The sequence below is a fragment of the Microbacterium sp. 77mftsu3.1 genome (genome assembly GCF_900100525.1).
GTDB lineage: Bacteria > Actinomycetota > Actinomycetes > Actinomycetales > Microbacteriaceae > Microbacterium > Microbacterium aquilitoris.
Genome location: NZ_FNCR01000003.1, coordinates 132,159 through 158,083, shown reverse-complemented (window position 1 = coordinate 158,083; position 25,925 = coordinate 132,159). Strand labels below are relative to the sequence as shown.

Below are 25,925 nucleotides of genomic sequence, written 5' to 3'. Positions count from 1 at the left end.
TCCAGACCCCGAAAACCACCGAGATCACACGTCGCGAACAGGCCTGCAGATGAGAAGCGTCTCACCCGCCGGGGGGGCCTAGATCCACCCGGCTCGCTCCAGCACCTCACGCGCGATCTCGGCCACCGCTCGCCCGTCCGTCGCGACCCGTACGGCATCCGGAGCTCCCTCGTCCAAGCGCCGAGCGGCCGCGACGCTTCGGGTCACGTGCTCCTCGAGCGCCGTCCCGACCTCGCGCTTCACAAGGCGCCCCGCGGCGACGGCATCCGTCGACGTCAGCAGCACCGCCATCGACCGCGCCTCGCGGCGAGGTTCCGCTCCGCGGGCGGGATGCCGCTGCGCCACGGCGGCGGATGCGCCTGGTCCAGGTTGTCGCCCTCGATCACGGCGTGCTGAACGTCAGCGAGCCCGAGCAGGTGAGAGGCCTCGGCCGCGACGGACGATTTCCCCACCCCGGAGCGCCTGCCGATGAAGATCACGTCGGTGTGCATCCCCTCATCCTCACGACCTAACCGCCTCGGCCGCATCCCGCAACCCCGAGCCATGTCGCGGCACCCCGACATACCGTGGCCGAAACGATGCGAACGGAGCGTGTGATGCGGACGTACGACTATCTGATCGTTGGTGGCGGAATGGTGGCGGATGCGGCGGCCCGCGGCATCCGGGAACTGGATCCCGACGGCACGATCGGCATCCTCAGCGCAGACGTCGACCCGCCGTACACGCGTCCGGCGCTGTCGAAGAAGCTGTGGACCGACCCGGACTTTACGTGGGATCAGGTTCCGCTGCATACCGAGGAGACGGGCGCGGAGATCCGGCTCGAGACCTTCGTGACGGGTATCGACCGCGAGGCGAAGACGGTTTCGATCGGCGAGGGCAACGACCTCGGCTACCGCCGGCTGCTGCTCGCGACCGGCTCCCGGCCGCGCGAGATCCCCGTGCCCGAGGACGACCGCATCCTGTTCTTCCGCTCGGCAGACGACTATCGGCGCCTCCGGGACCTCGCTGCCGACGGCGGTCGCGCGGTCGTCATCGGCGGGGGCTACATCGGCGCCGAGATCGCCGCGGCGCTCGTGCAGAACGGTGTCGAGACCGAGCTCGTGTTCCCGTCCGACGTCCTCGGCGACGGTACGTTCCCGCCCGAGCTCGCGACGCGCTACGAGCAGCTCTTCCGTGACGCCGGCGTCGAGTTGGTTCCGGGTGCCCGCGTGGAGGAGGTCCGGACCGCCGGCAACCGCCTGCACGTCGCCCTCGAGGGCGGCGAGGAGCGCCCCGCCGACATCGTCGTGCTCGGACTCGGCGTCGACCCTGTGACCGACCTCGCCGAACAGGCGGGGCTGGAGGTCGACGAGGGTGTCGTCGTCGACGAGCACCTCGTCACGAGCGACGACGCGATCTGGGCAGCGGGCGACATCGCGTCCTACCCCGACCCGATCCTCGGACGCACGCGCGTCGAGCACGTCGACAACGCGAACGAGCAGGGCGCGGCCGTCGGCCGGTCGATGGCGGGGGAGCGGCTGCCGTACACCCACACGCCGTACTTCTACTCGGCTGTCTTCGGCGTGCGATGGGAGGCGGTCGGTTCGCTCGATCCCGAGAAGAATCCGCTCGTCGTGGACCTCGACGAGGATCGCACCGTCGTCTACTACCGCGATGAGTCCGGCGCGACCGTCGGCGTGCTGCTGTGGAACGTCGAGGATGCCCGCGACCTCGCGCGCGCCGTCCTCGTCGACGGTGAGACGGATGCCGAGGTCCTCCGCACCCGCATCGGCTGACCCTGTGCCAGGGTGGGCGCATGACGCACCGTCGCCTCGTCGTTCCTGCGCTGCTCTTACTCGTCCTCGGTCTGTCGGCCTGCGCGGGTGGGCCGCCGCTTTCGCTGGGCGGGGGATACGAGTCCTGCGGCTCCGAAATCTATGAGCCGGTGACGTTCGGTGACGTGGCGCGGGCATCCGCAGCCGGCACGGTCGTCATGGAGTCCATCGAGCTGGAGGGCGCCGAGGGGCTCGCGTTGCGCGAGGTCTACCTCGTGCCGATTCAGAACCAGGTCAGCCTGGGTGCGGACGCCTTCCCGCCGGCGGCGGAATTCTGGGATCGGCGAGTCGCCGTCCCCGGGACCGCAATCTCGCCCGGAGAGGAGGTGACCGTGCTGTTCGTCGTCGAGGCCGTCGGTGGGGGCGACCCCCATGGCTCCGAGGGATACACCGCGCGGTATTCGATCGACGGACGGCCCTACGAGACGACGAGTTCAGCCCGGTTCCGGCTCGCCCCGGACTGTGGGGCGGAGGATAAGGACGGGCCCTAGCCTGCCAGCGGAAGCGTGATGGTGATGGTCGTCCCGACGCCTATGGCGCTGTCGATCTCGAGTGCGCCGTGGTGCTCGGCGACGGCGGCCGCGACGCTGGCGAGCCCGAGCCCGGTGCCGCCGTCCTCGGGCTCAGCGAGACGTCCGCGTTCGCCGGGCGCCGCGATGGTGTCGATGTCATCCGGGTGGATGCCGCGGCCCGCATCCCGCACCGTCACGGAGACCGTGTCGTCGCCGCGGACGACCTCGACGTGGATGTTCTCGTCGGAGTATCGGGCCGCGTTCTCGAGGACGTTCGCGAACGCGCGGCGCAGAGCGAGGACGTCGCCGCGCACTGTCGCCGTGTCCAGTCGGTCGAAGTGAATGCGCTCCTCCGCGCCGGCGCGGAGGACGACGGTCGCCGATCCACGCACCACGAGCGACACGTCGAACGTGCGCTCGTCGTCGCGCATGCCGCTTACGGCATCCGCCATCAAAGCGCCCGCCATCGCCGCAAGGTGCTCACTGGTCTCGAGGGCGAGTCGCAGGTAGCGGTTGTCCGTACCGATCTCGTCCTCGAGCAGGTCGAGGTAGCCGCGGAGCGCGGTGACAGGGGAGATGAGGTCGTGGGCGAAGGTGCGCTGCAGGGACACCTGCTCGTCCTGGGCCTGCTTCTCCGCTGTGATGTCGCGCACGATCTTCACGAACCCGCCGACGCCCGTGTCGTCGTGGATCGCGGTGATCGTCACGTGAGCCCAGAACTGCGAGCCGTCCTTGCGCACCCGCCACCCGTGATCCTCGACGCTCCCGTCCGAACGCGCCCTGTCGAGCAGCGTGTCGGGGAGCCGGTTCTCGCGGTCGACGGCGCGGTAGAACAGCGAGAAGTGCTGTCCGATGATCTCGTCGGCCGAGTAGCCCTTCAGGTCCTCGGCCCCGACGTTCCATTCCCGCACGAAGCCGCTCGAGTCCAGCTTCACGATCGCGAACAGGGCGACGTGCTGCTCCCACGCCTCGATCGCGTCTGTTCGCACCTTCATGGTCCCCCGCCGGTCGGTGTCAGTCGTATCCGTCAGCATAGAAGCATTCCCGAGGCCCGCCCGGAGCTCCGGGTCTGACGCCCGTCAGAAGGCGCGGACCTCGCCCGGGCTCGCCGGCGGCAGCGGTGCGTGGGTGTCGAGATCTTCCATGAGGTGGATCGACGCATACGGATGAGGGGTGATGCGACCCGCGTCGTCGAAGACGCGGAGCGCGCGCCGCAGGAGGCCACCGGGAACAAGCGGATGCCGGAACGTCACCTCGACACGGGTGTCGGGCCATTCCCCCACGATGTCGATGCGGGGCTCGCTCAGCCCCAGAGTCAGCGGTTGACGTTCCCCATCCGGTCCCCGCCAGTACTGGGCGAGGTCGCCGAACTCGTCGACGAGCGCGGTGATCGCGGCATCCCGTCGCTCCATCGGCAGATGGATGCGCCGCCAGGGCACGTCCGGCGTGGTGTCGACGACCTCGTCGGGCTGTCTCCAGTGGAGGATGTCCATGAACTCCTCTTCGGACAGCGGTACCGCATCGCTCATCGGTAAGAGTCGTTCCGGGAGCGGACCGGTGGGCAGCAGAGCGGTCGCGTACCGGTAGTGGTAGGAGGTCCCGCCGTGCTCCGCGCGCACATCGGGCGCGTCGGGCGAGAAGAACATGCGGGGCGCGTCGCCGGCGTCCTCGACGAGGAGCACGTGTCGATCGATCGTGTGCCCCGTGCGGGTCCCGTCAGCGATGACGACGAGCTCCGTTTCCGTCGACCACGCTGCTCGGTCGTGGGGATCCGGCTCGTGGCGCTCGCGCAGCCAGAGCCCGTGGCGCGTCGCCCCGACGGCGTACCTGCTGCCGTCCGCATATGCCTGGGTGACCGCGTCGACCCAGCGGACGTGGACGGCGGTCACCGGCCGATGCAGATCGCCCTCATCGTCCTCGCTGGGCGCGTACACGACCCACGCACCGTCCGGAGCGGCGTACACGGTCACACCGACCGCGACGTCGCCGACGTCCAGATCCGGCCAGGAGACGACCCGGTCATCCTCGCCGGCCGCCCGGATCACCGCGACCGGCTGCGTCATGCTGACGAGGATCTCAGCGTCCTGACCCACGGCGACGCGCCGGGCGCGGGAATCGGTGCTCACGTGGTGATTCTGCCCCACGGTGAATCAGTCCGCCTGAGCTCGGCGCGCCGCCCGATCCGATGCGCGGTCGGCGACGAACACCCTCCGTGACGATCACCTGGCAACCCGAATCCGCGCACGCTCGGACGCGACTGGAGACGGATGCCGCTGCCCTCGGCCTGCGTCGGGTCGAGATCCCGACGACCATCGGCACGGTCGTCGCACGCGTGGGGGTCGCCGCCAGCCCCGTGGCGACCGTCCTGCTGCACGGCGCCGCCGGATCGTGGACGAGCTGGACCCCGCTGCTGCGAGCCGCTGCTCGATGCGACGATCCGGTGCGCAACGTCGTCGCGCTCGACCTGCCCGGCTGGGGCGAGAGCCCCTTCCCGTCCGACGGGATCGACATCGGGCGTTTCAGCGAGGCGATCCGCGAGGTCGTCATGGCCCTGGGATACGAGCGATGGGATGTCGTCGGTCACTCGCTCGGCGGCGCGTTGGCCCTCGACCTGGCTGCCCGTTTTCCCGAGAGGACTGATTCCGTCTTCCTCGTCTCGCCGTCGGGACCGGCCGTGTTCGACGCCGTGCGGCGGCCGCTCCGAGGCGGGCTCGGGCTGCCCGCCTTGGCAGGGATGCTCCTGGCCATGCGTATCCTCCGCGGTCTCGGCGACGCGTCCGCTCCGCTGCTCCGCACCCTCGAGCGCGGCGGTCTCCTGCGACCCCTGAGCGCACCCCTCTTCGCGCTGTCCCGCCGGATCGACCCCTCCGTCGTGCACGCGCTCGCCGACGAGATCCGGCCGCGGGCTTTCGTCGCCGCATCCCGTGCCGCCGCAGCCTACGACGAGTCGTCGTGGCGCGGCATCCGCTGCTCGGTGAGGTCGGTCCGCGGTGCCCGCGACGTGTTCGTGGGCACGGATGACGGTGCCGGGCTCGCGGCACTGATCGAGGACTTCGACGAGGTGGTGCTGCCGGACGCCGGCCACTTTGCAGCGGTCGAGCATCCGGCCGAGGTCCTTCGGCTGATGCGCCGCGCGACGAACTAGGAGTCGATGCGGACGGCGTGGCCGGTGACGACGATGCCACCCGAGGCCGGGATGTCCACGATCAGCTCGCCGGCCCGTCCGACGTGCGCGCCCTGCTCGATGACGACCTGAGCGGGCGGTGCGACGGCAGCAAGTGACCGCAGGTAGGCGCCGAACGACGCCGCGGCCGATCCAGTGGCAGGGTCCTCGGTGATGCGTCCGACGGGGAAGAGGTTGCGTGCGGCGAAGCGGTCCGGCCCGAGACGGTGGGCGACCGTGATCGTCGCGGGCCATGCGCGGTCGTCCATGAGAGAGCGCACGCGCGCCGCATCGAACGTGAAGCCGTCGAACGCCGCACGGTCGGCGATGACGAGGACCGGATGCGGGTTGCCGGCGTGCGCGATCCGCGGTGGAAGATCCGCATCGAGGTCCGACGCTTCGAGCCCGATCTCGTCGAGGACCGCCCTGAGATCGTCTGCGGTGATCGGCGACACCGACGGTTCGACGCTCGTGAACGAGGCGCGTGTGCCCGCGGCATCCGTGCTCACCCGGATCTCGACGGCACCTACCGGCGTCGCGAACCGGATCGCGCCCGCCCCCACGCGGTCGGCATCGGCGAGAGCGACGGCGGTGGCGACGGTCGCGTGACCGCAGAACGGCACCTCGGCGATGGGGGAGAAGTAGCGGATCGTCAGGGCGCAGTCGCTGTCGGTCCCTGTGACGAACGCCGTCTCGGAGAAGTCGATGTCCGCAGCGATGCGCTGCATCGACGCCTCGTCGAGGGCGGACGCGTCGAGCACGACGCCGGCGGGGTTGCCGCCATCGGAGTGCGTGGTGAAGGCGGCGTAACGGAGGATCTCGAGGTCGGGCACCGTTCGAGGCTATGCCCGTCCGCAGGGTCAGCGGCGGACGAGGTCGGCGACGATGGGGCGGTGGTCCGTCGCGATGCCGGCGACATCGAGTGTGGCGACCCGCGCGGCATCCCACTCTGGCGTCGCGAGGACGTTGTCGATCGCGGCGCCGAACAACGGTGGAACCATCGAGGGCCATGACGGAGCGAAGGCGCCGACGGTGCGGCACGAGCCGAGTCGTCTTCCGGGCATGTTCGCGGGGACGGCGTTGAGGTCGCCCGCGACGATCGTGTCGGGGGAGCCGCAGTGCGACGAGATCCAGTCGAGGCCGAAGTCGCGTCCCGACGAATCGCCACGGAAGCTGAGGGCGACGAGGTGCGCGGCGACGATGCGCGGCGCAGCACCGTCGACCTCGGGAGCGAGGACGAAACCGGACGTGCGGCCAGATTCGTCCGCGTCCACGACCCGGTAGCGCGGCAGGTCGTCCGCGACGAGCACGGTCACCGCGATGCCGCGCACGCCATAGCTCACGTACCCCGCCGGTACATCACCGTCCCGGAGGAGGTTGCCCTGATAAAGCTCGCTGAGGACGACGATGTCGGGTTGGAGCGCGCCGATGACAGCGGCGCGGGATGCCGCATCCTCCGCGCCCTGCAGGACGTTCCAGCCCAGGACTCGCAGCTGACCGTCCTGACGAGCCGGGACGGCGTCGGGGGTGACGGTGGCGGGCATCGCGAACGCCGTCACGAGCAGGGCGACGAGCAGGCCGGTGCTCACGACACCGGTGCCGAGCAGCGCGATCTTCCTGTTTCGCCGGAGGATCAGTGCGAGGAAGGTCAGGATGAGGGATCCGGCGAGCATCCCGGCGAACACGAAGCCGGGGAAGGCGAGCGCTCCGCTGAACAACCACCATCGCGCGAGCAGGCCGAACTCCCGGCCTGCGAGATAGACGATGGCGACGACAGCGATCATCGCCGCCCCGACGAGGAGGAGCGGCGTGAACCGATCCTTACGGACACGCCGTGCGCCTGTGTTCATGTCCTACGCCCCCCGCGCGGTACCGGTCGGCGAGTTCGCCGCGGCCCACGCTACCCGTGCCGGTCAGCCGCTCGCTGTGCCATGGCCCAATCGCACCGATGGTCAAGAGGTGCTTGACCTCGCCCCTGGGGCCGGGTCGATGCTGAACTCGTGACTGCACAAGACGAAGAGTGGATGACCGCCGGCCGGTTCGGCGCGTCGACCCTGCTGTCGGCGAAGGCGCTCCGGATCTACGCGGATCGCGGACTGCTCGTACCGCGCCGGGTGGATGCCGAGACCGGGTACCGCTACTACTCGGGCGATCAGGTGCCGACGGGATGGCTCATCGCACTCCTGCGCTCGGCCGACCTCTCACTGGATCAGATCGCGTCGATCGTCGACCTGTCCGACACGGATCCGGATGCCGCTGTCGCCCTGATCGACGAGGCGACAGCAGCGATGGATCGTCGAACGCAGGCTCACCATGTCGTGCTCGCTCGAGCGCGGCTTCATCTCACGAAGGAGACGCTGATGTCCGCTGTCGAAACCGCGATCGAGGCCGATCGCCCCGTCCTGAGCGTCATGCGTCGCATGGCGCCGCAGGAGATGGACCAGATCATCCACGACGGGGTCCACCACCTGCGGCAGATCGCCGAGCGCGCGGGACTGCAGGTGACCGGGGACGCCTTCGGCGTCTTCCACGCGCCGGTCACCGATGACTCCGACGGTCCGCTCGAGATCGTCGTGCCCGTCGACGGCCTGATCGACGGTGACGACGACGTGCGCAGCTACCGGATGACCGGCGGCCAGGTCGCCCTCCGTCACGCGGAAGGGAACGAGACGGACTTCCCCGAGATCCTCGCGCTGTACGACGAGGTGCACGCCTGGATCACGGATGCCGGTCGCACCCCCATCGGCCCGCCGCGGGAGATCTGGCACAACTCGCCGCGAGACGACGAGCCGCTGCGGCTGACGGTGGCGTGGCCGTTCGCCGGGTGAGCTGACCGATCCGCCCCGGATCCGCAAGAGGGAGATTCCGCTCCCGTGATGCGTCAGAGTGGGACACGCAAGCCCGTCACGCATGACATCGCCGCAGCCTCGGTGCATCCGATTCGGTGTTCGCTACGAACAAGCTCGGAAGGGATGACATGAGCACTCACACCACAGGCAAGCGGTTCTTCTTCTGGGCGGCCGTCTCGGGCCTGGTCGGGGGCGCCGTCTTCCTCGCGATCGCCGAGCTGGCTGCCCTGCTGTTCTCGAGCACCTCGAGTCCGATCCTCGCGGTCGGGTCGTTCGTGATCGACATCGTCCCGCGTCCGCTGAAGGAATTCGCGATCAGCACGTTCGGCGAGTACGACAAGATCGCGCTCCTCGCCGGTCTCGGTCTCGCTGTCGTCATCGCGTCGGCGATCGCCGGCGTCCTCGAGTACATCCGGCCGCCCCTGGGCGTCATCGCGCTGGTGCTCGCCGGCATCCTGTCGGGTGCGGCCATCCTCACGCGCGCCGAAGCAACGGCGCTCGCGTTCCTGCCGCCGCTCCTCGGCACACTGGCCGGCGCGGCGATTCTCTTCTTCCTCGGTCGCCGGCTGCGGGCCTGGCGCGACGCGCACCTCTCAGACGCCGACGCGCGCGAGGACGGCCTCGACCGTCGACGCTTCCTGCTGATGACGGGCATCGCGGGCGTCTCCGCTCTCGTCGTGGGGGTCGCAGCGCGCACGGTCAGCGCGGCAACCGCCTCCGCCGACGCGATCCGCCGTGCACTCAAGCTGCCCGCCCCGAAGTCGAAGGTCACGATCCCGTCGGGCGCGGAGCTCGACGTGAAGGGCATCAGCCCGCTCATCACCCCGAATGCCGACTTCTACCGGGTCGACACCGCTCTCACCGTTCCGAACATCGACCCGTCGACCTGGCGCCTGGTCATCGACGGCATGGTCGACAAGCGCGTCGAACTGTCGTTCCAGGACCTCCTCGACATGGGCCTCGACGAGTACGCCATCACGCTCACCTGCGTCTCGAACGAGGTCGGCGGCAACCTCGTCGGCAATGCGATCTGGCAGGGCGTGCCGCTGCGCGAAGTCCTCAAGATGGCGGGGCCGAAGGCGGGCGCCGACATGATCCTCTCGACCAGCATCGACGGTTACACCGCGAGCACGCCCCTCTCGGCGGGCACCGACGAGAACATCGATGCGATCCTCGCTGTTGCGATGAACGGCGAGCCCCTCCCTCCCGAGCACGGCTTCCCCGTCCGCATGGTCATCCCGGGTCTCTACGGGTACGTCTCGGCGACCAAGTGGGTCACCGAGCTGAAGATCACGACGTTCGCCGACGACCAGGCCTACTGGACGCCGCGTGGCTACAGCGCCGAGGCGCCGATCAAGTTCTCGTCGCGCGTCGACACCCCCAAGAGCGGCTCACCCGTCAAGGCGGGCACCGTCCCCATCGCCGGAGTGGCGTGGGCGCAAACCGTGGGCATCGAGCGCGTCGAGGTCAGCATCGACAACGGCGAGTGGATGCCGGCGAAGCTGTCCAACCCCATCAACAAGGACACCTGGGTGCAGTGGGTCCTCGAATGGGATGCCACGCCCGGCACCCACTACGTAGCGGTCCGCGCGATCAACAAGAACGGCGACATGCAGGTCGAGGAGCGCGCCGCGATCGCCCCGAACGGCTCGTCGGGCTGGCAGCGTTCCCTCGTCACCGTTTCGTGACGCACGGCCTAGGGTGAGCACGTGACATCCCTTCGCGCCGTCGTGATCACGGTCTCCGACCGCTCCGCCTCGGGCGAGCGCGAGGACCGCGGCGGGCCGCTCGCGGTGCAGCTGCTCGAAGACGCGGGCATCGAGGTCATCGGACTCGAGGTCGTCCCCGACGGCGCGGATTCCGTTGAATCGGTGCTGCGCCGTGCCCTCGCCACCGGCGCCGGTCTCGTCGTCACGACAGGTGGCACCGGTGTCGGCCCGCGCGATCAGACGCCCGAGGGTACCGAGCGCGTCGTGACCCGGCCGCTGGCGGGCATCGCCGAGGAGCTTCGCCGCGTCGGCCTCGCCGACACCCCACTGTCGGTGATCTCCCGCGGCGTCGCAGGTGTCGCCGACCCCGCGGGAGCCCTGATCGTCAATCTGCCGGGGTCGCCGCGTGCGGTGAGCTCCGGCATCCCTGTGATCGTGTCGGTCGCCACACACGTGGTCGACCAGGTGAGAGGCGGAGACCACTCGTGAACGCTGTTCGGATCGCCCGGCTCGAAGAGACCGCCCTCGACCTCGACGCGCACCTGCGCGCGGTGGAGGACCCGAAATACGGTGCGGTGACCACCTTCGTCGGTCGGGTGCGCGACAACGATCCGGATGCCGCGACCACCGTCGTCGGCCTCGAGTACAGCGCGCACCCCGACGCCGAGTCGACCCTGCACCGGATCGCCGCCGAAGCGGGGGATGCGTCGGGCGCCGTCGTGGCCGTCAGTCACCGTGTCGGCAATCTCGCCGTCGGCGACGCCGCGGTCGTCATCGCCGTCGCGTCGGAGCACCGGGCCGAGGCGTTCGAGGTCTGCCGCGCCATCATCGAGACGATCAAGACCGACCTGCCGGTGTGGAAGCGTCAGCTCGAGGTCGACGGCACGACGGCGTGGAAGGGCATCGGCGGCTGAGGCTCAGCCTCTGATCAGCCGCCGGCGAAGGGCGGCAGCACGTCGATCATGCGTGCATCCGCGAGCGGGGCGTCGCCGTCGGTGCGCACACCGTCGACGAGCACCGCGCAGTCCGGCAGTACGAACCATAGCTGGGGGTGCTCGTCGAGGATCGCCGTACGGAGCTCGGCGAGGGTCGCCTCGGGGCGCTCCTCGCTCTCGGTCCCGGCAGCCTCGGCAGCGGCTGCGAAGTAGCGGACGAGCGTCATGAGCGGTCCTCTTCTCCGGGACGTACCCAGTCGCCCGAGCGTCCGCCCGACTTCGCGACGATGCGGACGTTCTCGATCACCACGGCCCGGTCGAGGCCCTTGATCATGTCGACGACGGCGAGTGCGGTGACCGACACCGCGGTGATCGCCTCCATCTCGACGCCGGTGCGGTCCGCGGTTCCCACGGTGGCCTCGATCTCGACGCCGTCATCGGTGATGTCGAGCTCGACGGATGCCCGGTGCACACCGATCACGTGGGCGAGCGGCAGGAGCGTCGCCGTCGACTTCGCCGCCTGGATGCCGGCGATGCGCGCGACAGCCAGCACGTCACCCTTCGGGGCGGTGCCGTCGCGGAGTGCGGCGACGACCTCGGCGCTGCACCGGACGAAGCCCCGTGCCGTGGCCGTGCGGACCGTCGGGGCCTTCGCCGTGACGTCGACCATGTGCGCCCGGCCGGCCGAGTCGAGGTGGGGGAAGCTCATCAGACCAGCATGACATCTACGACGTCGCCGACGGCCACGCTCGCGACCTCGCCCGGCACGATCGCGAACGCGGATGCCTGTGCGAGCCCGCCGGCCAGATGCGAGCCCGAGCCGCCCGCCGTCGCGGGGCGCACGGTCCCTCCGGCGAGGTCGACGACGGCCGGCAGGTACTGGCGGCGTCCGGGCGGAGTGGTCCACGCCTCCGCCGCGGTCATGGTCACGTGGGCGCGGTGGATGACCGACCGGCCCTGAAGGGCGAGAAGAGCGGGGCGCACGAACACCTCGAACGACACGGCGACGCTGACCGGGTTGCCGGGAAGGCCGAAGACGAGGCATCCGTCACCCACCGTGCCGAAGGCCTGCGGCTTGCCGGGCTGCATCGAGACCTTGGCGAACTCGACCTCGCCGTGGCCGTCGAAGGCGGCGCGCACGGGCTCGTAGGCTCCGGCGCTGACACCGCCGGTGAAGATGATGACGTCCGCCCCCGCGGCGCGCGCAGCGGCGGTGGCCTCTGCGACGCCGTCGCCGTCGTCCGCGACGCGAGCGACCATCACGACCTCGGCATCGGACGCGGGGACGAGATGCGCGAGGAGCGGTCCGTTCGAGTCTGGGATGAGTCCGCGGCGCACGGGCTCGCCCGGGCCGGTCAGCTCGCTGCCGGTCGAGACGATCGCGACGCGAGGCGCGCGGACGACCATCACCTCGTCGATGCCGGCGGCGACGGCGGCAGCGGCCTGGAACGGTCCCATGCGCTCGCCGGCGGTGATGACGACGTCACCGGCGCGCAGGTCCGCGCCGCGGCGACGGATGAACGCGCCGGCGGCGGGAGCCTCGAGCACCTCGACGATGTCGAGCGAGTCGGCGAGCCCGCCGGCGGTGTTCTCGAACGGCACGATCGCGTCCGCGTCGGTGGGCGTGGGCGATCCCGTCATGATCCGGGCCGCCTCGCCCTCCGAGAGCGCCGGGTCGTCCGCCACCCCGGCGGGAAGATCCGCGACGACCCGCAGCGAGACGGGATGCCCCGGCCCGGCCGACGCTACGTCCGCGGCGCGCACGGCGAAGCCGTCCATCGCGGAGTTGTCGAAGAGGGGGATGTCGTGCGCGGCGACGGCCGGTACCGCGAGCGTGCGGCCGGCAGATGTCCCGACGGGGACGACCTCGGCGGGAAGCGTCCGGACCGCGGCCAGGACGCGCGCGAGCTGTTCCTCGACGCTGCGGAGCCCGCTCATGCGCTCACCGTCGCAGCCGTTGCGGCCGACCGCAGCGGGATCTCGTGCTGACGGCTCGAGAGCGCGTCGAGGACGAGCATGCGACCGAGCAGCGGCGTGCCGACGCCGATCGCGAGCTTCACCACTTCGGTGGCGAGGATGCCGCCGACCTGCACGCACAGGGCACCGAGCACGCCGACCTGCGCGCAGGTGGGCGGGTCGCCCTCGGTGCCGATCGCGAAGAGATCGTTGAGAACGACCGGGTCCCCCTCGACGGGCCGCGACCAGAAGACCGTGATCTGCGCGTGCCACTCTCGGACGGCTCCCCATACGAGAGGGAGCCCCATCGCCTCGGTGGCGGCCGCGACGGCGCGACGCGTGGCGAACGAGTCGCTCGTGTCGATCACGATGTCGGCACCCGCGAAGAACTCCTGCGCGTTGTCGTCATCAAGGCGTGCCGTGACCGGGGTGACGACGGTGACGGGCGACAGCGCCGCGACGGCGCGCACGGTGCTCTCGGTCTTGTGGACGCCGATGTCCTCGATGCGGTGCGCGATCTGGCGCTGCAGGTTGTGGAGCTCGACGGTGTCGTCGTCGATCACGGTGATGGCACCGATGCCCGCGGCGGCCAGGGCGAGGATCGCGGGCGACCCGATGCCGCCGGCGCCGACGACGGCGACGCGCGTGTTTGCGAGACGCCGCTGCCCCTCGTCGCCGATGCCCTTCAGCACGGTGTGGCGCGCGGTCCGCCTGCGCTCGTCGGGGTCCAACTCGGACACGGGATCGACCAGGGGGCGCATGTCCCGAGTTTACGGGGGACCGGATGCCGCGGGACCGAATTCGCTGCAGGTCAGGAAACCGCAGATACGGCTCGTTACGCCACTGAAAACCGCGCATGCGGCATGATTGACGCATGACGACCTACCGCGTGGCGCGAGCCGCCCGCCTTCTGGGCGTGAGCGACGATTCGGTGCGGCGTTGGATCGACCAGGGGCTGCTCCCGGTGACCGACGCCGTGCCCGCCGAGATCCCGGGCGAGGCGCTCGCCGCCTTCGCCGTCTCAATGGCGAACGACCCGGGCGACGGCTACGAGCACCGCTCCAGCGCCCGCAATAGCTTCGTCGGGATCGTGACGCGCGTGCAGGTCGACGGCGTCATGGCGCAGGTCGACATCCAGTCCGGCCCGCACCGAGTCGTCTCGCTCCTGTCCGCCGAGGCGGTGCGCGAGCTGGAGCTCGAGGTCGGCACCCTCGCCCGGGCCTCGGTCAAGGCGACCAATGTCGTCGTCGAGTTGGCGGGGGAGTGACATGCGGCGTTCCCTGCTCCGGCCGCTCGCCCTCGGGGCACTCGCGCTCCTGCTGACGGGGTGCGCGGCACCGGCACCCCCCACGTCGGGCGACCAGCTCGGCGGATCGCTGACGGTCTACGCCGCGGCATCCCTCAAGGGTTCGTTCGACGAGATCGACGAGGCGTTCACGGCGGACCACCCCGGGTTGGCCATCAGTCCGGTCTACGACGGATCGTCGACGCTCGCGACCCAGATCGCCGAGGGGGCACCGGCGGACGTGTTCGCCTCGGCCGACGAGGCCACGATGGCGAAGGTGTCGGAGTTCGCGCTCGAGCCCGCGGTGTTCGCCTCGAACACGCTCGTGATCGTCGTCCCGGCGGGCAACCCGAAGAAGGTCTCGACGCTGGCCGACCTGACGGATGTCGTCACCGTGCTGTGCGCGCCCGAGGTGCCGTGCGGCGCGGCATCGGGAAAGCTGCTCACTGCGGCGGACGTGACCGTCAACGCCGCGAGCCTTGAGCAGAACGTCACGGCGGTGCTGACGAAGGTCGCGGCCGGTGAAGCCGATGCGGGTCTCGTGTACGCGACCGATGTGGTCGGGCGGAGCGACGTCGCGTCTGTGGTGCCCGACGGCGCAGACGAGGTCGTCAACAGATATCCGATCGCCGCGCTGAAGGATGCGGCGAATCCCGACGCGGCTGCGGCGTTCATCGCGTTCGTGCGGTCCGAGGCCGGGCGGAAGATCCTCGCCGGCCACGGCTTCGGGGCGCCGTGAGCTCTGCTCGCGGGTACGTTCCGCGGAGCCTCGCGTTCCCCGCGCTCGTCGGTCTCGCCTTCCTGATCCTGCCGCTGCTGGCTCTCATCGCACGGGTGGACTGGTCGACGTTCGTCGCCGATGTGACCTCGCCCGCGGCACTCGAAGCCCTGGGACTGTCGTTCGGCTCTGGGGCGGCGGCGACTGCGGCGTGCATCGTGATCGGTGTGCCGTTGGCGCTGCTGATCGCCCGCTCGGGCCCGCGCCTGGCGGCAGTGCTGCGTGCCGCGGTGACCGTTCCGCTCGTGCTTCCACCGATGGTCGGCGGGATCGCACTGCTGTACCTGTTCGGTCGTCAGGGGTGGCTGGGCGGGTGGGGGCTGTCGTTCACCACGCCGGCGGTCGTCGTCGCGCAGACATTCGTCGCGCTGCCTTTCCTCGTCCTCGCCGTCGAGGGCGCGGTGCGGTCGACCGGGGTGGACTTCGAGCGGACCGCCGCCGCGCTGGGAGCCGGTCGGTGGACGATCCTCCGGCGCATCACGCTGCCGCTCGCTGCCCCCGGCATCGTCGCGGGTGTCGTGCTGTGCTTCGCCCGGGCGATCGGCGAGTTCGGTGCGACCGCCCTGTTCGCCGGTAACCGCCCCGGTGTCACGCAGACGATGCCGCTCGCGATCTACACGGCGTTCAACGGAGCCGGCGTGACGCAGGGCACCGCGGTGGCCCTCGCACTCCTGTTGCTGGCGACCGCCGTCCTCGTCCTAATGCTGGTGCGCGGCTGGCGACCCGGGGCGGCCCGATGAGCGGGCTACAGGCACGTGTCGTCGTCGACCGGGCGCGCTTCCGGGTGGACGTCGCGCTCGACGCGGCCGCGGGGGAGACCGTCGCGATCATGGGTCCGAGCGGAGCCGGCAAGTCGACGCTGCTCGACGCGCTCGCCGGACTCGTGCCGCTGAACGGCGGCGAGGTCGTCGTGGCAGGACGGACCGTGGAGCGCGTGGCCGCACCCCGGGTGCACATGCCGCCGATGCAGCGCGGAGTCGTGCTGCTCGGTCAGGACCCGCGCCTCTTCCCGCACCTGAACGCGCGCGAGAACGTCGCCTTCGGGCCGCGTGCCGCCGGCACACCCGCCGCGCAGGCCCGTGCCGACGCCGACGCCTGGCTCGACCGGGTCGGCCTGGGCGGGCTGGGGTCACGCATGCCGCGCGAACTGTCGGGGGGAGAGCAGCAGCGCGTCGCGATCGCGCGGGCTCTGGCGGCGTCGCCGCGGGTGGTGTTGCTCGACGAGCCGCTGGTCGCGCTCGATCCCGTGACCGCCTCCGAGATCCGCGGGACGCTGCGGGAGCAGCTCGTCGGGGTGACGACGGTCGCGGTGACGCACGACGCCGGCGACGCGGTCGCCCTGGCCGAGAGGCTGTTCGTGATCGAGGCGGGCGCCCTGGTGCAGAGCGGTCCGGTGCGGCAGGTGCTGGCGGCTCCGGCATCCGCCTTCGTCGCATCGGTTGCCGACATGAATCGGATGCCAGGCGTCTCGGCGGGCGGTGGGTGGACGGATGCTGCGGGCCGCGTGCTGACGAGCGCGGATGCGGCGCCCGCCCTGGCCGACGGCGTCGCGCTGGCCGCGGTGTTCCGGCCGCGCGACGTGCGGATCGTGGACGCGCCCGGGGCCAACGCGTGGCCCGCGGAGGTGGTCCGCGTCGAGCCGACCCTCGCCGGGGTCCGGGTGTACACGACGGCCGGTGTGGTCGATGCCGCCGAGACGGGTGCGGCGTGGTCGCCGGGTGACACGGTGTGGCTGCACGTCGATCCGTCGCGGGTGCGGTTCGTACCGCTGGGCTGAGGTGCGCGGCGCGGGCGCGGGCCTGCCACGATGAGTCCATGCCCGTCATCGAATCCCGCTGCGTCGTGCCGGTCGAGGTGGAGGTCGCGTTTGCTGTCTCGCAGACCACGGGCGAGACGCGCAAGCGATGGGACCCGTTCATCCGGCGTCAGTACTTCCTCGGTGGCGCGGACGTTCCGGCGAAGGGCGTGCGAACCTACACCGTGCAGCGCTTCGGCTTCCGGATGGAAAGCGAGTACGTCTCGTTCAACCCGCCGTCCAACGTCGGCATGAAGATGACGAAGGGGTCGTGGTTCTTCGAGCGTCTCGCCGGCGGATGGAAGTTCACCCCCGTCGCGGGCGACCCCGGCAGCACCCTCGCCGTCTGGCGGTACAACTTCGCGTGTCGCCCCCGGTGGCTGGCTCCGCTCGCCGAGCGGATCGGTGCCATCGTGCTGAAGCGCGACATGGACCGGCGCATCCAGGGCTTCGCAAGAGGGTGCGAGGACCCGATCGTCCTCGCGGCAGTCAGCTGATCGGTCGTCGCGGCTCGTTCCGGCAGGATGGGGTCGTGCGCATCGTCGGGAGTGTCTCGCTCGTTCTCGCTGGCGTCGTCCTCGGCCTGTTCGGTGTTCTCATGCTCGGTGCGACGGGCATTCATTGGGAGGGTGGCCTCGTCGTCCCGCAGCTCTCGGATTCGGACGACACCGAACGGGCCATCGGCATCGGGATGGGGATTGCGGGCCTCGGGGGTTGGGCGGTGCTCGCGACAGCGGGAGGATTCGTCGGTCTGCGTGGTCCGCGACCATCTCGTGCACGATCGGTCAGCGTCTGGGTGGCGCTCGCCCTCAGCGTCGCGATCCTGGTCGGAGCGATGACGTTCGTTCTTCTTGTCAACGATCGGTAGTCATCAGGCCGGTTGCGGACGTCGGAAGGTCAGCGACGGCGACGCAACCCGCATATTGGCGCCGCTAACCAGCCCTGTCCCAGCCCCCGCCGATTAGGCTCGGAAGATGAGACGGCGATGGGGGACGCAGCGGTGACCGCCGTCCCGATTTCGCTGGGTCGAGCGCCGCAGATGCCGTCCGGATCCGCCGCCCTTCCCGATCCGGCCGTCGGCCTCGTCGACACCCACGGACGCGTCCACCGCGACCTCCGGATCTCGCTCACCGACCGTTGCTCGCTGCGCTGCACGTACTGCATGCCTGAGCAGGGCAACGAGTGGCTGGCGCGCACGAGCATCCTGACGACGGATGAGATCGTCGAGATCGCGGAGGTGGCGGCGAGCCTCGGCATCCGCACCTTCCGGCTCACCGGCGGCGAACCGCTGCTGCGCACCGACATCGTCGACGTGGTGCGACGCGTCGCCGCGATCTCTGGACCCGACGGACCGGTCGAGGTCGCGATGACGACGAACGGCATCCGGCTGGCCGAGGTGCTGCCCGACTTGATCGACGCGGGCCTCACCCGGCTGAACATCAGCATCGACACGATCGACCGCGAGCGGTTCGCTGCGCTCACCCGTCGTGACCGGCTCGACGACGTGCTCGAAGGGATCGCGGCAGCTGCGGCATCCGATCTGAAGCCCCTGAAGCTCAACGCCGTCGCGATGCGCGGCGTGAACGACGACCAGCTCGCCGACCTTGTCGCCTTCGCGATGGACGTCGGTGCGCAGCTGCGGTTCATCGAGCAGATGCCGCTGGATTCCGGACACACGTGGGACCGTAGTGCGATGGTCACCCGCGAGGAGATCCTCGAGGCGCTGTCGGAGCGGTGGACGCTCGAGCCGGTCCCCGGCCGCGGCGGCGCCCCCGCGGAGAAGTGGCGGATCGACGGCGGCCCGCACGAGGTCGGCGTCATCGCCTCGGTGACCGCACCCTTCTGCGGAGCGTGCGACCGACTGCGCCTGACCGCCGACGGTCAGTTCCGCAACTGCCTCTTTTCGCTGACCGAGTACGACGTCACGAGCGCTGTGCGCGGGATGCCGGTGGCCGCTACGCGTGAGGACCGTCAGCGCGTCATCGCCGAGACCCTGCACGCGTGCGTGCTGGGGAAGCTGCCCGGCCACGCGATCAACGACCCGTCGTTCCTGCAGCCCGCGCGCGGGATGAACGCCATCGGGGGCTGAGCTCTTACTTGACCTGCGGCAACTCGGCGCCCCACCGACCGAGCGTCGTGATCGCGTCGGCGAGCTGCAGTCCCCGGTCGGTGAGGACGTAGGCCCGGGTGTTGTGCTTGAGCGGCAGTCTCCGCAGCACTCCTGCCGCCTCCAGTTCTTTCAGCCGCGTCGCAAGCATGTTCGTCGGAACCCCGAGCTGGCGCTGCAGGTCGCCGTATCGCTGCGGCCCCTCGAGCAGCTGCTCCACGATGAGCAGAGCCCAGCGCGCCCCGACGACCTCCAGGGCTGCGGCGAGCTCGCTCACGAGGCCTGGTCGGCGTCCGGCTTCATCCAGAACGGCGAGTAGTGATAGCCATCGAGGTCGTCGAACTGCCGTTGGTACATGAAGGGGTAGTCGTCGGTGTCGCCGATCCGCGCCCCCGCGGCTTTCGCCCGCTCGAGAAGTGCGTCTACCTCCTCACGGCTGTTCATATCGAACGAGACCGTGACTTTCGAGGGGGTGTCGGGGCCGCCGATGAGTTCCTCCACGCCGCCGACGCTCGCGTACATCTCGCGACTTCCGAGCATGACGTACTGGTCGGGGGAGATGGCGAAGCACGAGACGTTGTCGTCGGACATCTCGGCGTTGAGGGTCCACCCGATGGCGGTGTAGAAGGCGGTGGCCCGGGTGACGTCCGCGACCGGGCAGGTGATGAAGAGGGTCATGTCGCGATACTTGCAAAATACAAGTGCGGCGTCAATGGGACGCGACGTTGCCGCGTGCGCCGCTCACACGGGTGCCGAGATCGGCAGGCCCACGTCAGCACCCGGGGGATCGGCGACCACAGCAGCAGCCTCCGCCCTGGTGAGGTTGTTGGGGTAGAGCTGTCGTGAGAATCTGCCGCGCGGGTCATCTTTGTCGTGGGGCAGGTCGATGGCCGAGGCGTCGATGATGCGCGCCAGCAGGTTCGTCTCGTCGTCGCTGAGCTCGAGACCGCCCTTCCGGCGGAGGACGACGCGTCCGCGATGGGGCGAGTCGCCCCCGATGCTGAGGATCAGCGTGCGCGGAGCTCCCTTCCACGGCGGGTCTGCGGACAACTCCGCTCGAGTCACCTCGGTCCATCGCAGAGTGCGCCCGCGGAAGCGGATCTGCTCTTGGGCCGGAAGGACCTCGAGCGGCCGACGCTGACGGCGGACGAACAGCAGCCAGCAGATGAGGCCGATCGCGACCACTGCTGCCCAGAAGACCCCACCCCAGGGGAACTCGTCTGCGATGCGCAGCAGCTGGAACGACGCGATCACCGCCATCACGGCGATCGGGACCGTGGCCGTGCTCGGAAACGTCCCCTTCAGTGGCCCGCCGACGACCTGCCACTCGTCGTCGCTGCGCTGCGGGCCGATCCGCGTCGGTCGTCGATCGGCGGTGCCCGACGAGCCTGCGTAGGCCGCGTCGAATCGAGAACGTCGGAGGACCCACACCCCCATCGCCGCGTAGCCGGCAGCAGGAAGGGCGAGCAGGAGCATCTCGTTCCACGTCGTCGATCCCTCGACGATCATCCACACGAGCAGGGCCACGATGATCGGGCTCGGCGTCAGAAGGATGATGCCGAGGATCCGGAAGGTTCGCCGGAGTCGGGCGTCCGACGGCAGGTCGCGGCCGGTCGGTGGCCACGTCTTGTCGTCCCAGTTCGGCCGCATCGTCCACAGCACACCGATGGCCATGGCGATCGTCGCGAGTGTGAGGAGGCCGGCCGCCAGGAGCGACCACGGCGCGCGCGCGATCAGCCAGCCCGCCCCGATTCCTCCGCCGACACCGACGACGATGAGTGCTGCACCGCTCACGCGAGGACCGGGGACGCGGAGGGATGAGGTCACGACGCCTGTCTACCGGGTCGATGTCGTGCGGCGCCAGAATCCGGACTGCGGTTACGGGGTGCTATCGAGAGATTAGGGAGATGGCAAGCCTCTGCCGGTTGGCGTGGGTCGACGGGACACTCCGGGGGTGACCGGCGTGCGGAGAGACTTATCGACAGTGTCCATCGGCGACGGGCGGTTTGATGGCGCGGCCGCCGCTTTGCTCGACGAGGCCGACCGGCTCGATGGATTCGGGGCGGACGTTGCTGCCACCCTCGCGTGGGCTGTTCGCGTCGGCGACACACGCGGCGACCAGCGATCGCTCACCGACGACTGGTCGTTCCTCGCCGCGGTCGCCTGCCGGGATGTGGGTGCCGCCCGCATCCTCGAACCCCACCTCGATGCGATCGACATCCTCGATCAGGCGGGTCGCGACGGCTACGCCCTCGACCTCGCCTCGATTCAGGCAGGCCCAGAATCCTCGTGGGGCGTGTTCGCCGCCGAAGGCGCGGGGGTGCGTCTCGAGGCCCGGGATGATGGAACGGGATGGCGGCTGACGGGAACGAAACCGTGGTGTTCGCTCGCACAGCACCTGAGTCACGCGCTCGTCACTGCGTGGGTCGGCGCCGAGCGTCGCCTGTTCGCGGTCGCTCTGCGGACCCCGGAGGTCACGCCGCACACCGGACCGTGGCACGCGCGCGGACTTCAGCAGGTCGTGAGCGCCCCGGTGGACTTCGCCGCAGCTCCAGCCGTGCCTGTTGGCGAGCCCGGCTGGTACTTGCGCCGCCCCGGGTTCGCGACGGGCGGCATCGGGGTGGCCGCGTGCTGGTGGGGTGGCGCCCGTCCGCTGAGGGATGCCCTGGTCGACGCCGCCCGACGCGACGGCGCTGACCAGCTTTCGCGCGTGCACCTCGGACGGGTGGATGCCGCGCTCTGGGCAGCCAGGCTCGCCCTCCGCTCCGCGGCACGAGAGATGAACGCGCTGCCCCAGGCATCCCACCCCGCCACCCTTGCCGCGCGCGTCCGGGCGATCGTCGCCGACGCGGTCGAGACGACGCTCGCCGAATCCGCTCGCGCTCTCGGACCGCTGCCCCTTGTAGCCGACGAGGCTCACGCCCGGCGCGTGGCCGACCTCGAGATCTATTTGCGTCAGCACCACGGGGAACGAGACCTGGCTCGGATCGGCGCCGACATCGCAGAGGGGAGAGGCGAATGGTGAGTTTCAGTCACCGCGACCCGGGAACGGACGAAGCGCTGTGGCACCGAGCGTTCGCTGACCGCGCGCTACGAACGCTGGATGAGACCTTCGGGCATCTCGTTGTCGTCGCGGCCCACCCCGATGACGAGACGCTCGGTGCTGCAGGGCTCATGGCTCGCACAGCTCGTCGCGGTGCGAGGATCACGGTTCTCATCGCGACCGACGGTGAAGGCTCGCATCCTGAGTCCCCGACGCATACCCCTGTCGAACTCGCCGCGATGCGACGGCAGGAGGTGGCCGAAGCGCTCCACCAACTCGGCCCGTCGATCGATCTTCACTTCCTCGGCCTTCCGGACGGCGGGACGGATGACCATCGCGAGGCGATCGCGACCGCGCTCGGCGCGGTTCTCGGCGGAAGCGGCACGCACCTCGTCGTCGTCCCGTGGGTGGGCGACGGGCACCGCGATCATCGTGTCGCGGCTGAGGTGACCGCCGAGGTGTGCGCTGACCTCGGCGTCTCTTGGCGCGAGTATCCGATCTGGCTGTGGCACTGGGGTTCACCGGACGAGGCGCCCTGGGGAGACCTCGAGGTCGTGCTCCTCGACGAGCCGACGGCGGATCTCAAGCGTGCCGCCATGCACCACCATCGCAGTCAGATCGCTGCGCTGTCGCCGGCGCCTGGCGACGAGGTGATGCTCCACGAAGGGATGCAGGCGCATTTCGACCGGCCGTTCGAGGTCTTCGTCCGACCGGCCGGCCCCAGCCTCGCGGAGGGGTTCTTCAACGACTTCTACCGCCGCAACGGCGATGATCCGTGGGGTTTCGAGTCGCGCTGGTACGAGCAGCGCAAGCGCAGCATCGCCCTGGCGAGCCTGCCGCGTGCCCGGTATGCGTCGGCGCTCGAACTGGGGTGCTCGACGGGCGTGTTTACCGAGCTTCTCGCCGACAGATGCGACGCGGTACGTGCGGTCGACATCGCGGACGCTCCGCTCGAGATCGCACGCCGTCGCCTCGGGGACCGAGAGGGTGTTCACCTCGACCGTCTCGAGCTGCCGGGGGAGTGGCCCGCCGGCGCGTTCGACCTCGTCGTCCTCTCCGAGGTCGGCTACTACTGGAGCCCCGCCGATTTAACCGTCGCCATCGACCGGATCCGACGTGCGATGGATGCCGGTGGCCACCTCATCGCGTGTCACTGGCGGCATCCGGTCACGGAGTACCCGCAGTCCGGAGACGACGTGCACGCGGCGCTTCGTGCAGCCGAAGGGTTCGTCCGCCTGGTTCAGCACGAGGAGGAGGACTTCGTGCTCGAGGTCTACGGGTTCGAGGGCGCCCGGTCGGTCGCCGCGGAGACGGGGCTCGTCGAATGAGGGCGGCCGGTGTTCTGGCAGTGGCGATCGTCGTTCCCGTGCACAATGAAGCCGAGCTCCTCGACGGCTGCCTCGCCGCGCTCACCGCGGCCATCGAGCACACCCGGCGGACGCACCCGGGAGTGCGGATCTCGACGGTCGTCGTCCTCGATGCCTGCACGGATGCCTCGGCCCGGATCGCGCGGTCATGGTCGGTGCGAACGATCAGCATCGACGCGCGGAACGTGGGGACGGCTCGCCGGCGTGGCGTGGCGGCAGCCGTCGCGGAGCTGGTTTCACCGTCTGCCGACGTCTGGATCAGCACGACGGATGGGGACTCTGTCGTCCCTGTCACGTGGCTCACTCACCAGCTGGCTCTGCGCACCGCGGGTGCGGATGTCGTTCTCGGCACCGTCCGCCCAGACTTCGCCGACCTCACCGCCGAGCACGCGGAGCACTGGCTCGAGACGCATCCGCGCGGCCGTCCGGTGGGCAACGTCCACGGCGCGAACCTCGGGTTGCGTGCCGACGTGTACCTCGCGGCGGGGCAGTTCGGTGACCTCGACCAGCACGAAGACGTCGAGCTCGTCCGCGCGGCGCGAGCGCTCGGGGCACGGGTGGTCGCGACGGACGAGAACGAGGTGGTCACCTCGGGCCGCTTCTGGGGGCGGACGCCAGGCGGGTACGCCGCATTCGTCCGCGCGACGCACGAGCGTATCGCCGGTGTCGGCTGACCCTATTCCCACAAGGCCGAAAGGTAGCTGGTGCCGTCCACGTCGGCAAGGGGCGCGGTGAGGCGAGGGGACAGGCGGATCGTCGGGCTCCCCAACCCCCGGAGGAACCATGTACTTCCACGTTCAAGAGTTCATCAATGAAATCGCACAGGACGAGCCGGATCCCGCAGCCGCCAACGCACTGCAGGAGGGTCTCGGCGGACAGTTCGGCGAGATGCGCACGATGATGCAGTACCTGTTCCAGAGCATCAACTTCCGCGGCCCGGCGGGCAAACCGTACAAAGACCTCATTCAGGGCATCGGCACCGAGGAGATCAGCCACGTCGAGCTCATCGGCACGACGATCTCGCGGCTGCTGGATGGGTCGCCCCGATACAACGGAAAGCCGACCGACCCGGTCGACGAACCCGGCGCGGGCGGTGCGACACCGCTCAGCATCGCCGTCGACCACGGCAACATCCATCACTATCTGGTCGGGGCGCAGGGTGCACTTCCCGTCGACGCAGCCGGCAATCCCTGGATGGGCAGCTACGTCTACAACTCCGGCAACCTCGTGCTCGACCTGCTGTACAACCTGATGCTGGAGTCGACGGGGCGGCTGCAGAAGTGCCGCCTCTACGAGATGACGGACAACAAGATGGCGCGCAGCACGATCTCGTACCTCATCGTGCGAGACCAGGCGCACGAGAACGCCTACGCGAAGGCCCTCGAGACCCTCGGAGTCAACTGGCGCACCTCGCTCCCGATCCCGAAGACGAACGCCGAACAGTTCCCCGAGGTCAAGCGTCTCGTCGACCTGGGGCTGCAGAGCAAGCAGTACTCGTTCGACCTGGGCAACCAGTCCGAAGCCGGCCGTATCTTCCAGGGGGCGTCGCCGTCGAACGACGGAACGCAGCTGGATGCCAGTGAGCAGGCGCCGGCAGGTTCACCCATGACCATCTCCCCGGAGCGTCCGGAAGAGTTCTCGCCGGGAGCCGACGAGGAGCTTCGGGCGCTGATCGAAGCGACGGCCGCCATGGAGATGGCCGACATCGACGCGACGTTCGGTCGCATGTAACGTTCCGCCGCGTGCGGTCGGTGCCTGGGCAGCGAGCCCTCTACCCGGGCCACCGATCGCACCTCAGTGCGGTGCGTGGTACTCGGCTTCGCCGGACTTCCAGTAGCCCTTCACGACGACCTGATCGGATGCCACGCCCCACCGATCGAGCAGCAGGCGCCGCCCCGTCTTGACGATCCCCTGCTCGGCCGCGACGAACCCGAGAAGGTCGCCGTCCGGCCGATCGGACGCCGAAAGGTCGTCGAGGGCGGCCGCCAGCACAGTCCCCGGGAACGCGTCGCCCCGGTGGACAAACGCGACGGTCACGCCGCCCGGAGCCGCGATCGTCAGCTCGTGTGCCGCATCGGCGACCTCGATCAGGATGCGACCGGTCGCCTCCTGATCCATGTGCGCCGTGAAGCGCCGGATCGCCGGGACGGCGGTCTCGTCGCCCGCCAGGAACCAGGAGTCGGGACGACCGGCGATCACCATCGACCCGCGAGGGCCGCCGACGCCGATGACCGAGCCCAGCGGCGCGGTCGCGGCCCACGGGGCGGCGATCCCGGCGTCGCCGTGGACGGCGAACTCGACCTCGAGCCAGCCCGCCTCGGCATCCCATGCGAGCGGGGTGTACTCCCGGCTCGGGGACTGACGCATGGCATCGAGCTCCTCGGTGGTCTCACCGGTGAAGAACAGGCGCATGTGGTCGTCGCTGCCGAGCGACGTGAAGCCCCGCAGGTCGTCACCCTCGAGCCGCACGCGCACGTACGTCGAGGTCTCCCAGGTCCGCGCGCTGAGCGTCGCTCGCCGGAATGTCAGGTCGAGCGGCTGCCGCTCGAGGCGGAAGGAGGAGGCGGATTTGACGAAGCTCACATAGGTAAGGCTAGCCTAAGTAGCACCGG

At 70.0% G+C, this 25,925-nt stretch carries 32 protein-coding genes; 18 read left to right on the top strand and 14 right to left on the bottom strand.

All coding sequences use genetic code 11. The features are described from left to right. Positions 1–78 precede the first annotated feature (78 nt). Together BLR68_RS18185 and BLR68_RS18180 are read right to left on the bottom strand one after the other, a co-directional pair. Positions 79–291, bottom strand: a complete 213-nt coding sequence (locus BLR68_RS18185) for a hypothetical protein (RefSeq protein WP_256335360.1) — start codon at positions 289–291, stop codon at positions 79–81. Further along, complete coding sequence (locus BLR68_RS18180) at positions 276–491, bottom strand: hypothetical protein (protein WP_256335359.1); 216 nt, start codon at positions 489–491, stop codon at positions 276–278. Before BLR68_RS18180 ends, BLR68_RS18185 begins: the two co-directional genes overlap by 16 nt. Before the next feature lie 105 nt (positions 492–596). Here BLR68_RS18180 and BLR68_RS09345 point away from each other — a divergent pair, with 105 nt between their 5' ends. Both BLR68_RS09345 and BLR68_RS09340 read left to right on the top strand, forming a co-directional pair. Then, a complete protein-coding gene (locus BLR68_RS09345; protein WP_018187085.1) occupies positions 597–1,775 on the top strand; it encodes an NAD(P)/FAD-dependent oxidoreductase in 1,179 nt (392 codons plus the stop codon). Between the two features lie 20 nt (positions 1,776–1,795). After that, entirely contained in the window at positions 1,796–2,305 is a 510-nt protein-coding gene (locus BLR68_RS09340) for a hypothetical protein (protein WP_018187086.1), read from the top strand. Here the strand turns inward: BLR68_RS09340 and BLR68_RS09335 are convergent. Together BLR68_RS09335 and BLR68_RS09330 are read right to left on the bottom strand one after the other, a co-directional pair. Next, complete coding sequence (locus BLR68_RS09335) at positions 2,302–3,321, bottom strand: ATP-binding protein (RefSeq protein ID WP_018187087.1); 1,020 nt, start codon at positions 3,319–3,321, stop codon at positions 2,302–2,304. The genes BLR68_RS09340 and BLR68_RS09335 overlap by 4 nt on opposite strands. Positions 3,322–3,405: 84 nt before the next feature. Beyond that, a complete protein-coding gene (locus BLR68_RS09330) occupies positions 3,406–4,452 on the bottom strand; it encodes a hypothetical protein (protein WP_143015747.1) in 1,047 nt (348 codons plus the stop codon). 86 nt (positions 4,453–4,538) lie between these two features. On the opposite strand from BLR68_RS09330, the gene BLR68_RS09325 reads away from it, so the two are divergent. Further along, positions 4,539–5,471, top strand: coding sequence for an alpha/beta fold hydrolase (locus BLR68_RS09325; RefSeq protein ID WP_018187089.1), 933 nt, complete (start codon positions 4,539–4,541; stop codon positions 5,469–5,471). Here the strand turns inward: BLR68_RS09325 and BLR68_RS09320 are convergent. Together BLR68_RS09320 and BLR68_RS09315 are read right to left on the bottom strand one after the other, a co-directional pair. Next, positions 5,468–6,322 carry a PhzF family phenazine biosynthesis protein gene (locus BLR68_RS09320; protein ID WP_018187090.1) on the bottom strand — a complete coding sequence of 285 codons (855 nt, stop codon included), beginning with the start codon at positions 6,320–6,322 and terminating at the stop codon, positions 5,468–5,470. The genes BLR68_RS09325 and BLR68_RS09320 overlap by 4 nt on opposite strands. Positions 6,323–6,349: 27 nt before the next feature. Further along, entirely contained in the window at positions 6,350–7,339 is a 990-nt protein-coding gene (locus BLR68_RS09315) for an endonuclease/exonuclease/phosphatase family protein (RefSeq protein ID WP_018187091.1), read from the bottom strand. A gap of 150 nt (positions 7,340–7,489) precedes the next feature. Between BLR68_RS09315 and BLR68_RS09310 the strand changes: the two genes are divergently transcribed. From BLR68_RS09310 to BLR68_RS09295, 4 genes are all read left to right on the top strand, one after another. Beyond that, on the top strand, positions 7,490–8,317 hold the full coding sequence (locus BLR68_RS09310) for a MerR family transcriptional regulator (protein ID WP_256335358.1): 828 nt from the start codon (positions 7,490–7,492) through the stop codon (positions 8,315–8,317). 149 nt (positions 8,318–8,466) lie between these two features. Continuing rightward, positions 8,467–10,026: a molybdopterin-dependent oxidoreductase gene (locus BLR68_RS09305; RefSeq protein ID WP_018187093.1), complete on the top strand. Its 1,560-nt coding sequence runs from the start codon at positions 8,467–8,469 to the stop codon at positions 10,024–10,026. A gap of 21 nt (positions 10,027–10,047) precedes the next feature. Beyond that, a complete protein-coding gene (locus BLR68_RS09300) occupies positions 10,048–10,536 on the top strand; it encodes a MogA/MoaB family molybdenum cofactor biosynthesis protein (protein WP_018187094.1) in 489 nt (162 codons plus the stop codon). Further along, the gene (locus tag BLR68_RS09295) at positions 10,533–10,961 is read left to right on the top strand and encodes a molybdenum cofactor biosynthesis protein MoaE (RefSeq protein WP_018187095.1); all 429 of its coding nucleotides are present in this window, start codon (positions 10,533–10,535) and stop codon (positions 10,959–10,961) included. Before BLR68_RS09300 ends, BLR68_RS09295 begins: the two co-directional genes overlap by 4 nt. Before the next feature lie 14 nt (positions 10,962–10,975). Here the strand turns inward: BLR68_RS09295 and BLR68_RS09290 are convergent, their stop codons facing one another. Genes BLR68_RS09290 through BLR68_RS09275 form a run of 4 tightly spaced genes read right to left on the bottom strand, consistent with a single transcriptional unit; the run spans position 10,976 to position 13,699 of the window. Next, positions 10,976–11,209 (bottom strand): MoaD/ThiS family protein, encoded by a 234-nt coding sequence (locus BLR68_RS09290; protein ID WP_018187096.1) that lies wholly within the window; start codon positions 11,207–11,209, stop codon positions 10,976–10,978. Further along, the gene (moaC, locus tag BLR68_RS09285) at positions 11,206–11,691 is read right to left on the bottom strand and encodes a cyclic pyranopterin monophosphate synthase MoaC (RefSeq protein WP_018187097.1); all 486 of its coding nucleotides are present in this window, start codon (positions 11,689–11,691) and stop codon (positions 11,206–11,208) included. Before moaC ends, BLR68_RS09290 begins: the two co-directional genes overlap by 4 nt. Beyond that, positions 11,691–12,920, bottom strand: coding sequence for a molybdopterin molybdotransferase MoeA (gene glp / locus BLR68_RS09280; RefSeq protein WP_018187098.1), 1,230 nt, complete (start codon positions 12,918–12,920; stop codon positions 11,691–11,693). The genes moaC and glp overlap by 1 nt, the downstream gene beginning before the upstream one ends. Next, complete coding sequence (locus tag BLR68_RS09275; RefSeq protein WP_018187099.1) at positions 12,917–13,699, bottom strand: HesA/MoeB/ThiF family protein; 783 nt, start codon at positions 13,697–13,699, stop codon at positions 12,917–12,919. Before BLR68_RS09275 ends, glp begins: the two co-directional genes overlap by 4 nt. A gap of 113 nt (positions 13,700–13,812) precedes the next feature. Between BLR68_RS09275 and BLR68_RS09270 the strand changes: the two genes are divergently transcribed. The 7 genes from BLR68_RS09270 to moaA all read left to right on the top strand — a co-directional run bounded on the left by BLR68_RS09270 (position 13,813) and on the right by moaA (position 18,885). Further along, entirely contained in the window at positions 13,813–14,205 is a 393-nt protein-coding gene (locus BLR68_RS09270; protein ID WP_018187100.1) for a TOBE domain-containing protein, read from the top strand. 1 nt (position 14,206) lies between these two features. Continuing rightward, a complete protein-coding gene (gene modA / locus BLR68_RS09265) occupies positions 14,207–14,962 on the top strand; it encodes a molybdate ABC transporter substrate-binding protein (RefSeq protein WP_018187101.1) in 756 nt (251 codons plus the stop codon). Then, on the top strand, positions 14,959–15,741 hold the full coding sequence (locus BLR68_RS09260) for a molybdate ABC transporter permease subunit (protein ID WP_018187102.1): 783 nt from the start codon (positions 14,959–14,961) through the stop codon (positions 15,739–15,741). Before modA ends, BLR68_RS09260 begins: the two co-directional genes overlap by 4 nt. Continuing rightward, positions 15,738–16,778 carry an ABC transporter ATP-binding protein gene (locus BLR68_RS09255; protein WP_051082805.1) on the top strand — a complete coding sequence of 347 codons (1,041 nt, stop codon included), beginning with the start codon at positions 15,738–15,740 and terminating at the stop codon, positions 16,776–16,778. The genes BLR68_RS09260 and BLR68_RS09255 overlap by 4 nt, the downstream gene beginning before the upstream one ends. 38 nt (positions 16,779–16,816) lie before the next feature. Next, positions 16,817–17,293 carry an SRPBCC family protein gene (locus BLR68_RS09250; RefSeq protein WP_018187104.1) on the top strand — a complete coding sequence of 159 codons (477 nt, stop codon included), beginning with the start codon at positions 16,817–16,819 and terminating at the stop codon, positions 17,291–17,293. Between the two features lie 35 nt (positions 17,294–17,328). Continuing rightward, entirely contained in the window at positions 17,329–17,664 is a 336-nt protein-coding gene (locus BLR68_RS09245) for a hypothetical protein (RefSeq protein ID WP_018187105.1), read from the top strand. Positions 17,665–17,781: 117 nt separating this feature from the next. Then, a complete protein-coding gene (gene moaA / locus BLR68_RS09240) occupies positions 17,782–18,885 on the top strand; it encodes a GTP 3',8-cyclase MoaA (protein ID WP_018187106.1) in 1,104 nt (367 codons plus the stop codon). Positions 18,886–18,889: 4 nt separating this feature from the next. Here the strand turns inward: moaA and BLR68_RS09235 are convergent, their stop codons facing one another. From BLR68_RS09235 to BLR68_RS09225, 3 genes are all read right to left on the bottom strand, one after another. Further along, on the bottom strand, positions 18,890–19,180 hold the full coding sequence (locus tag BLR68_RS09235) for a winged helix-turn-helix transcriptional regulator (RefSeq protein WP_018187107.1): 291 nt from the start codon (positions 19,178–19,180) through the stop codon (positions 18,890–18,892). Further along, entirely contained in the window at positions 19,177–19,581 is a 405-nt protein-coding gene (locus BLR68_RS09230; protein WP_018187108.1) for a VOC family protein, read from the bottom strand. The genes BLR68_RS09235 and BLR68_RS09230 overlap by 4 nt, the downstream gene beginning before the upstream one ends. 63 nt (positions 19,582–19,644) lie before the next feature. Then, positions 19,645–20,730 carry a hypothetical protein gene (locus BLR68_RS09225; RefSeq protein WP_018187109.1) on the bottom strand — a complete coding sequence of 362 codons (1,086 nt, stop codon included), beginning with the start codon at positions 20,728–20,730 and terminating at the stop codon, positions 19,645–19,647. A gap of 157 nt (positions 20,731–20,887) precedes the next feature. Between BLR68_RS09225 and BLR68_RS09220 the strand changes: the two genes are divergently transcribed. The 4 genes from BLR68_RS09220 (at position 20,888) to BLR68_RS09205 (ending at position 25,044) form a co-directional block, all read left to right on the top strand. Next, positions 20,888–21,928, top strand: coding sequence for an acyl-CoA dehydrogenase family protein (locus BLR68_RS09220; protein WP_026302887.1), 1,041 nt, complete (start codon positions 20,888–20,890; stop codon positions 21,926–21,928). Then, positions 21,922–23,274 carry a PIG-L family deacetylase gene (locus tag BLR68_RS09215; protein ID WP_026302888.1) on the top strand — a complete coding sequence of 451 codons (1,353 nt, stop codon included), beginning with the start codon at positions 21,922–21,924 and terminating at the stop codon, positions 23,272–23,274. Before BLR68_RS09220 ends, BLR68_RS09215 begins: the two co-directional genes overlap by 7 nt. 38 nt (positions 23,275–23,312) lie before the next feature. Continuing rightward, positions 23,313–23,987 (top strand): glycosyltransferase family 2 protein, encoded by a 675-nt coding sequence (locus BLR68_RS09210; RefSeq protein ID WP_256335357.1) that lies wholly within the window; start codon positions 23,313–23,315, stop codon positions 23,985–23,987. Positions 23,988–24,096: 109 nt separating this feature from the next. After that, entirely contained in the window at positions 24,097–25,044 is a 948-nt protein-coding gene (locus tag BLR68_RS09205; protein ID WP_018187114.1) for a manganese catalase family protein, read from the top strand. 63 nt (positions 25,045–25,107) lie between these two features. Here the strand turns inward: BLR68_RS09205 and BLR68_RS09200 are convergent, their stop codons facing one another. Next, complete coding sequence (locus BLR68_RS09200; protein WP_018187115.1) at positions 25,108–25,896, bottom strand: siderophore-interacting protein; 789 nt, start codon at positions 25,894–25,896, stop codon at positions 25,108–25,110. Positions 25,897–25,925: the final 29 nt, after the last annotated feature.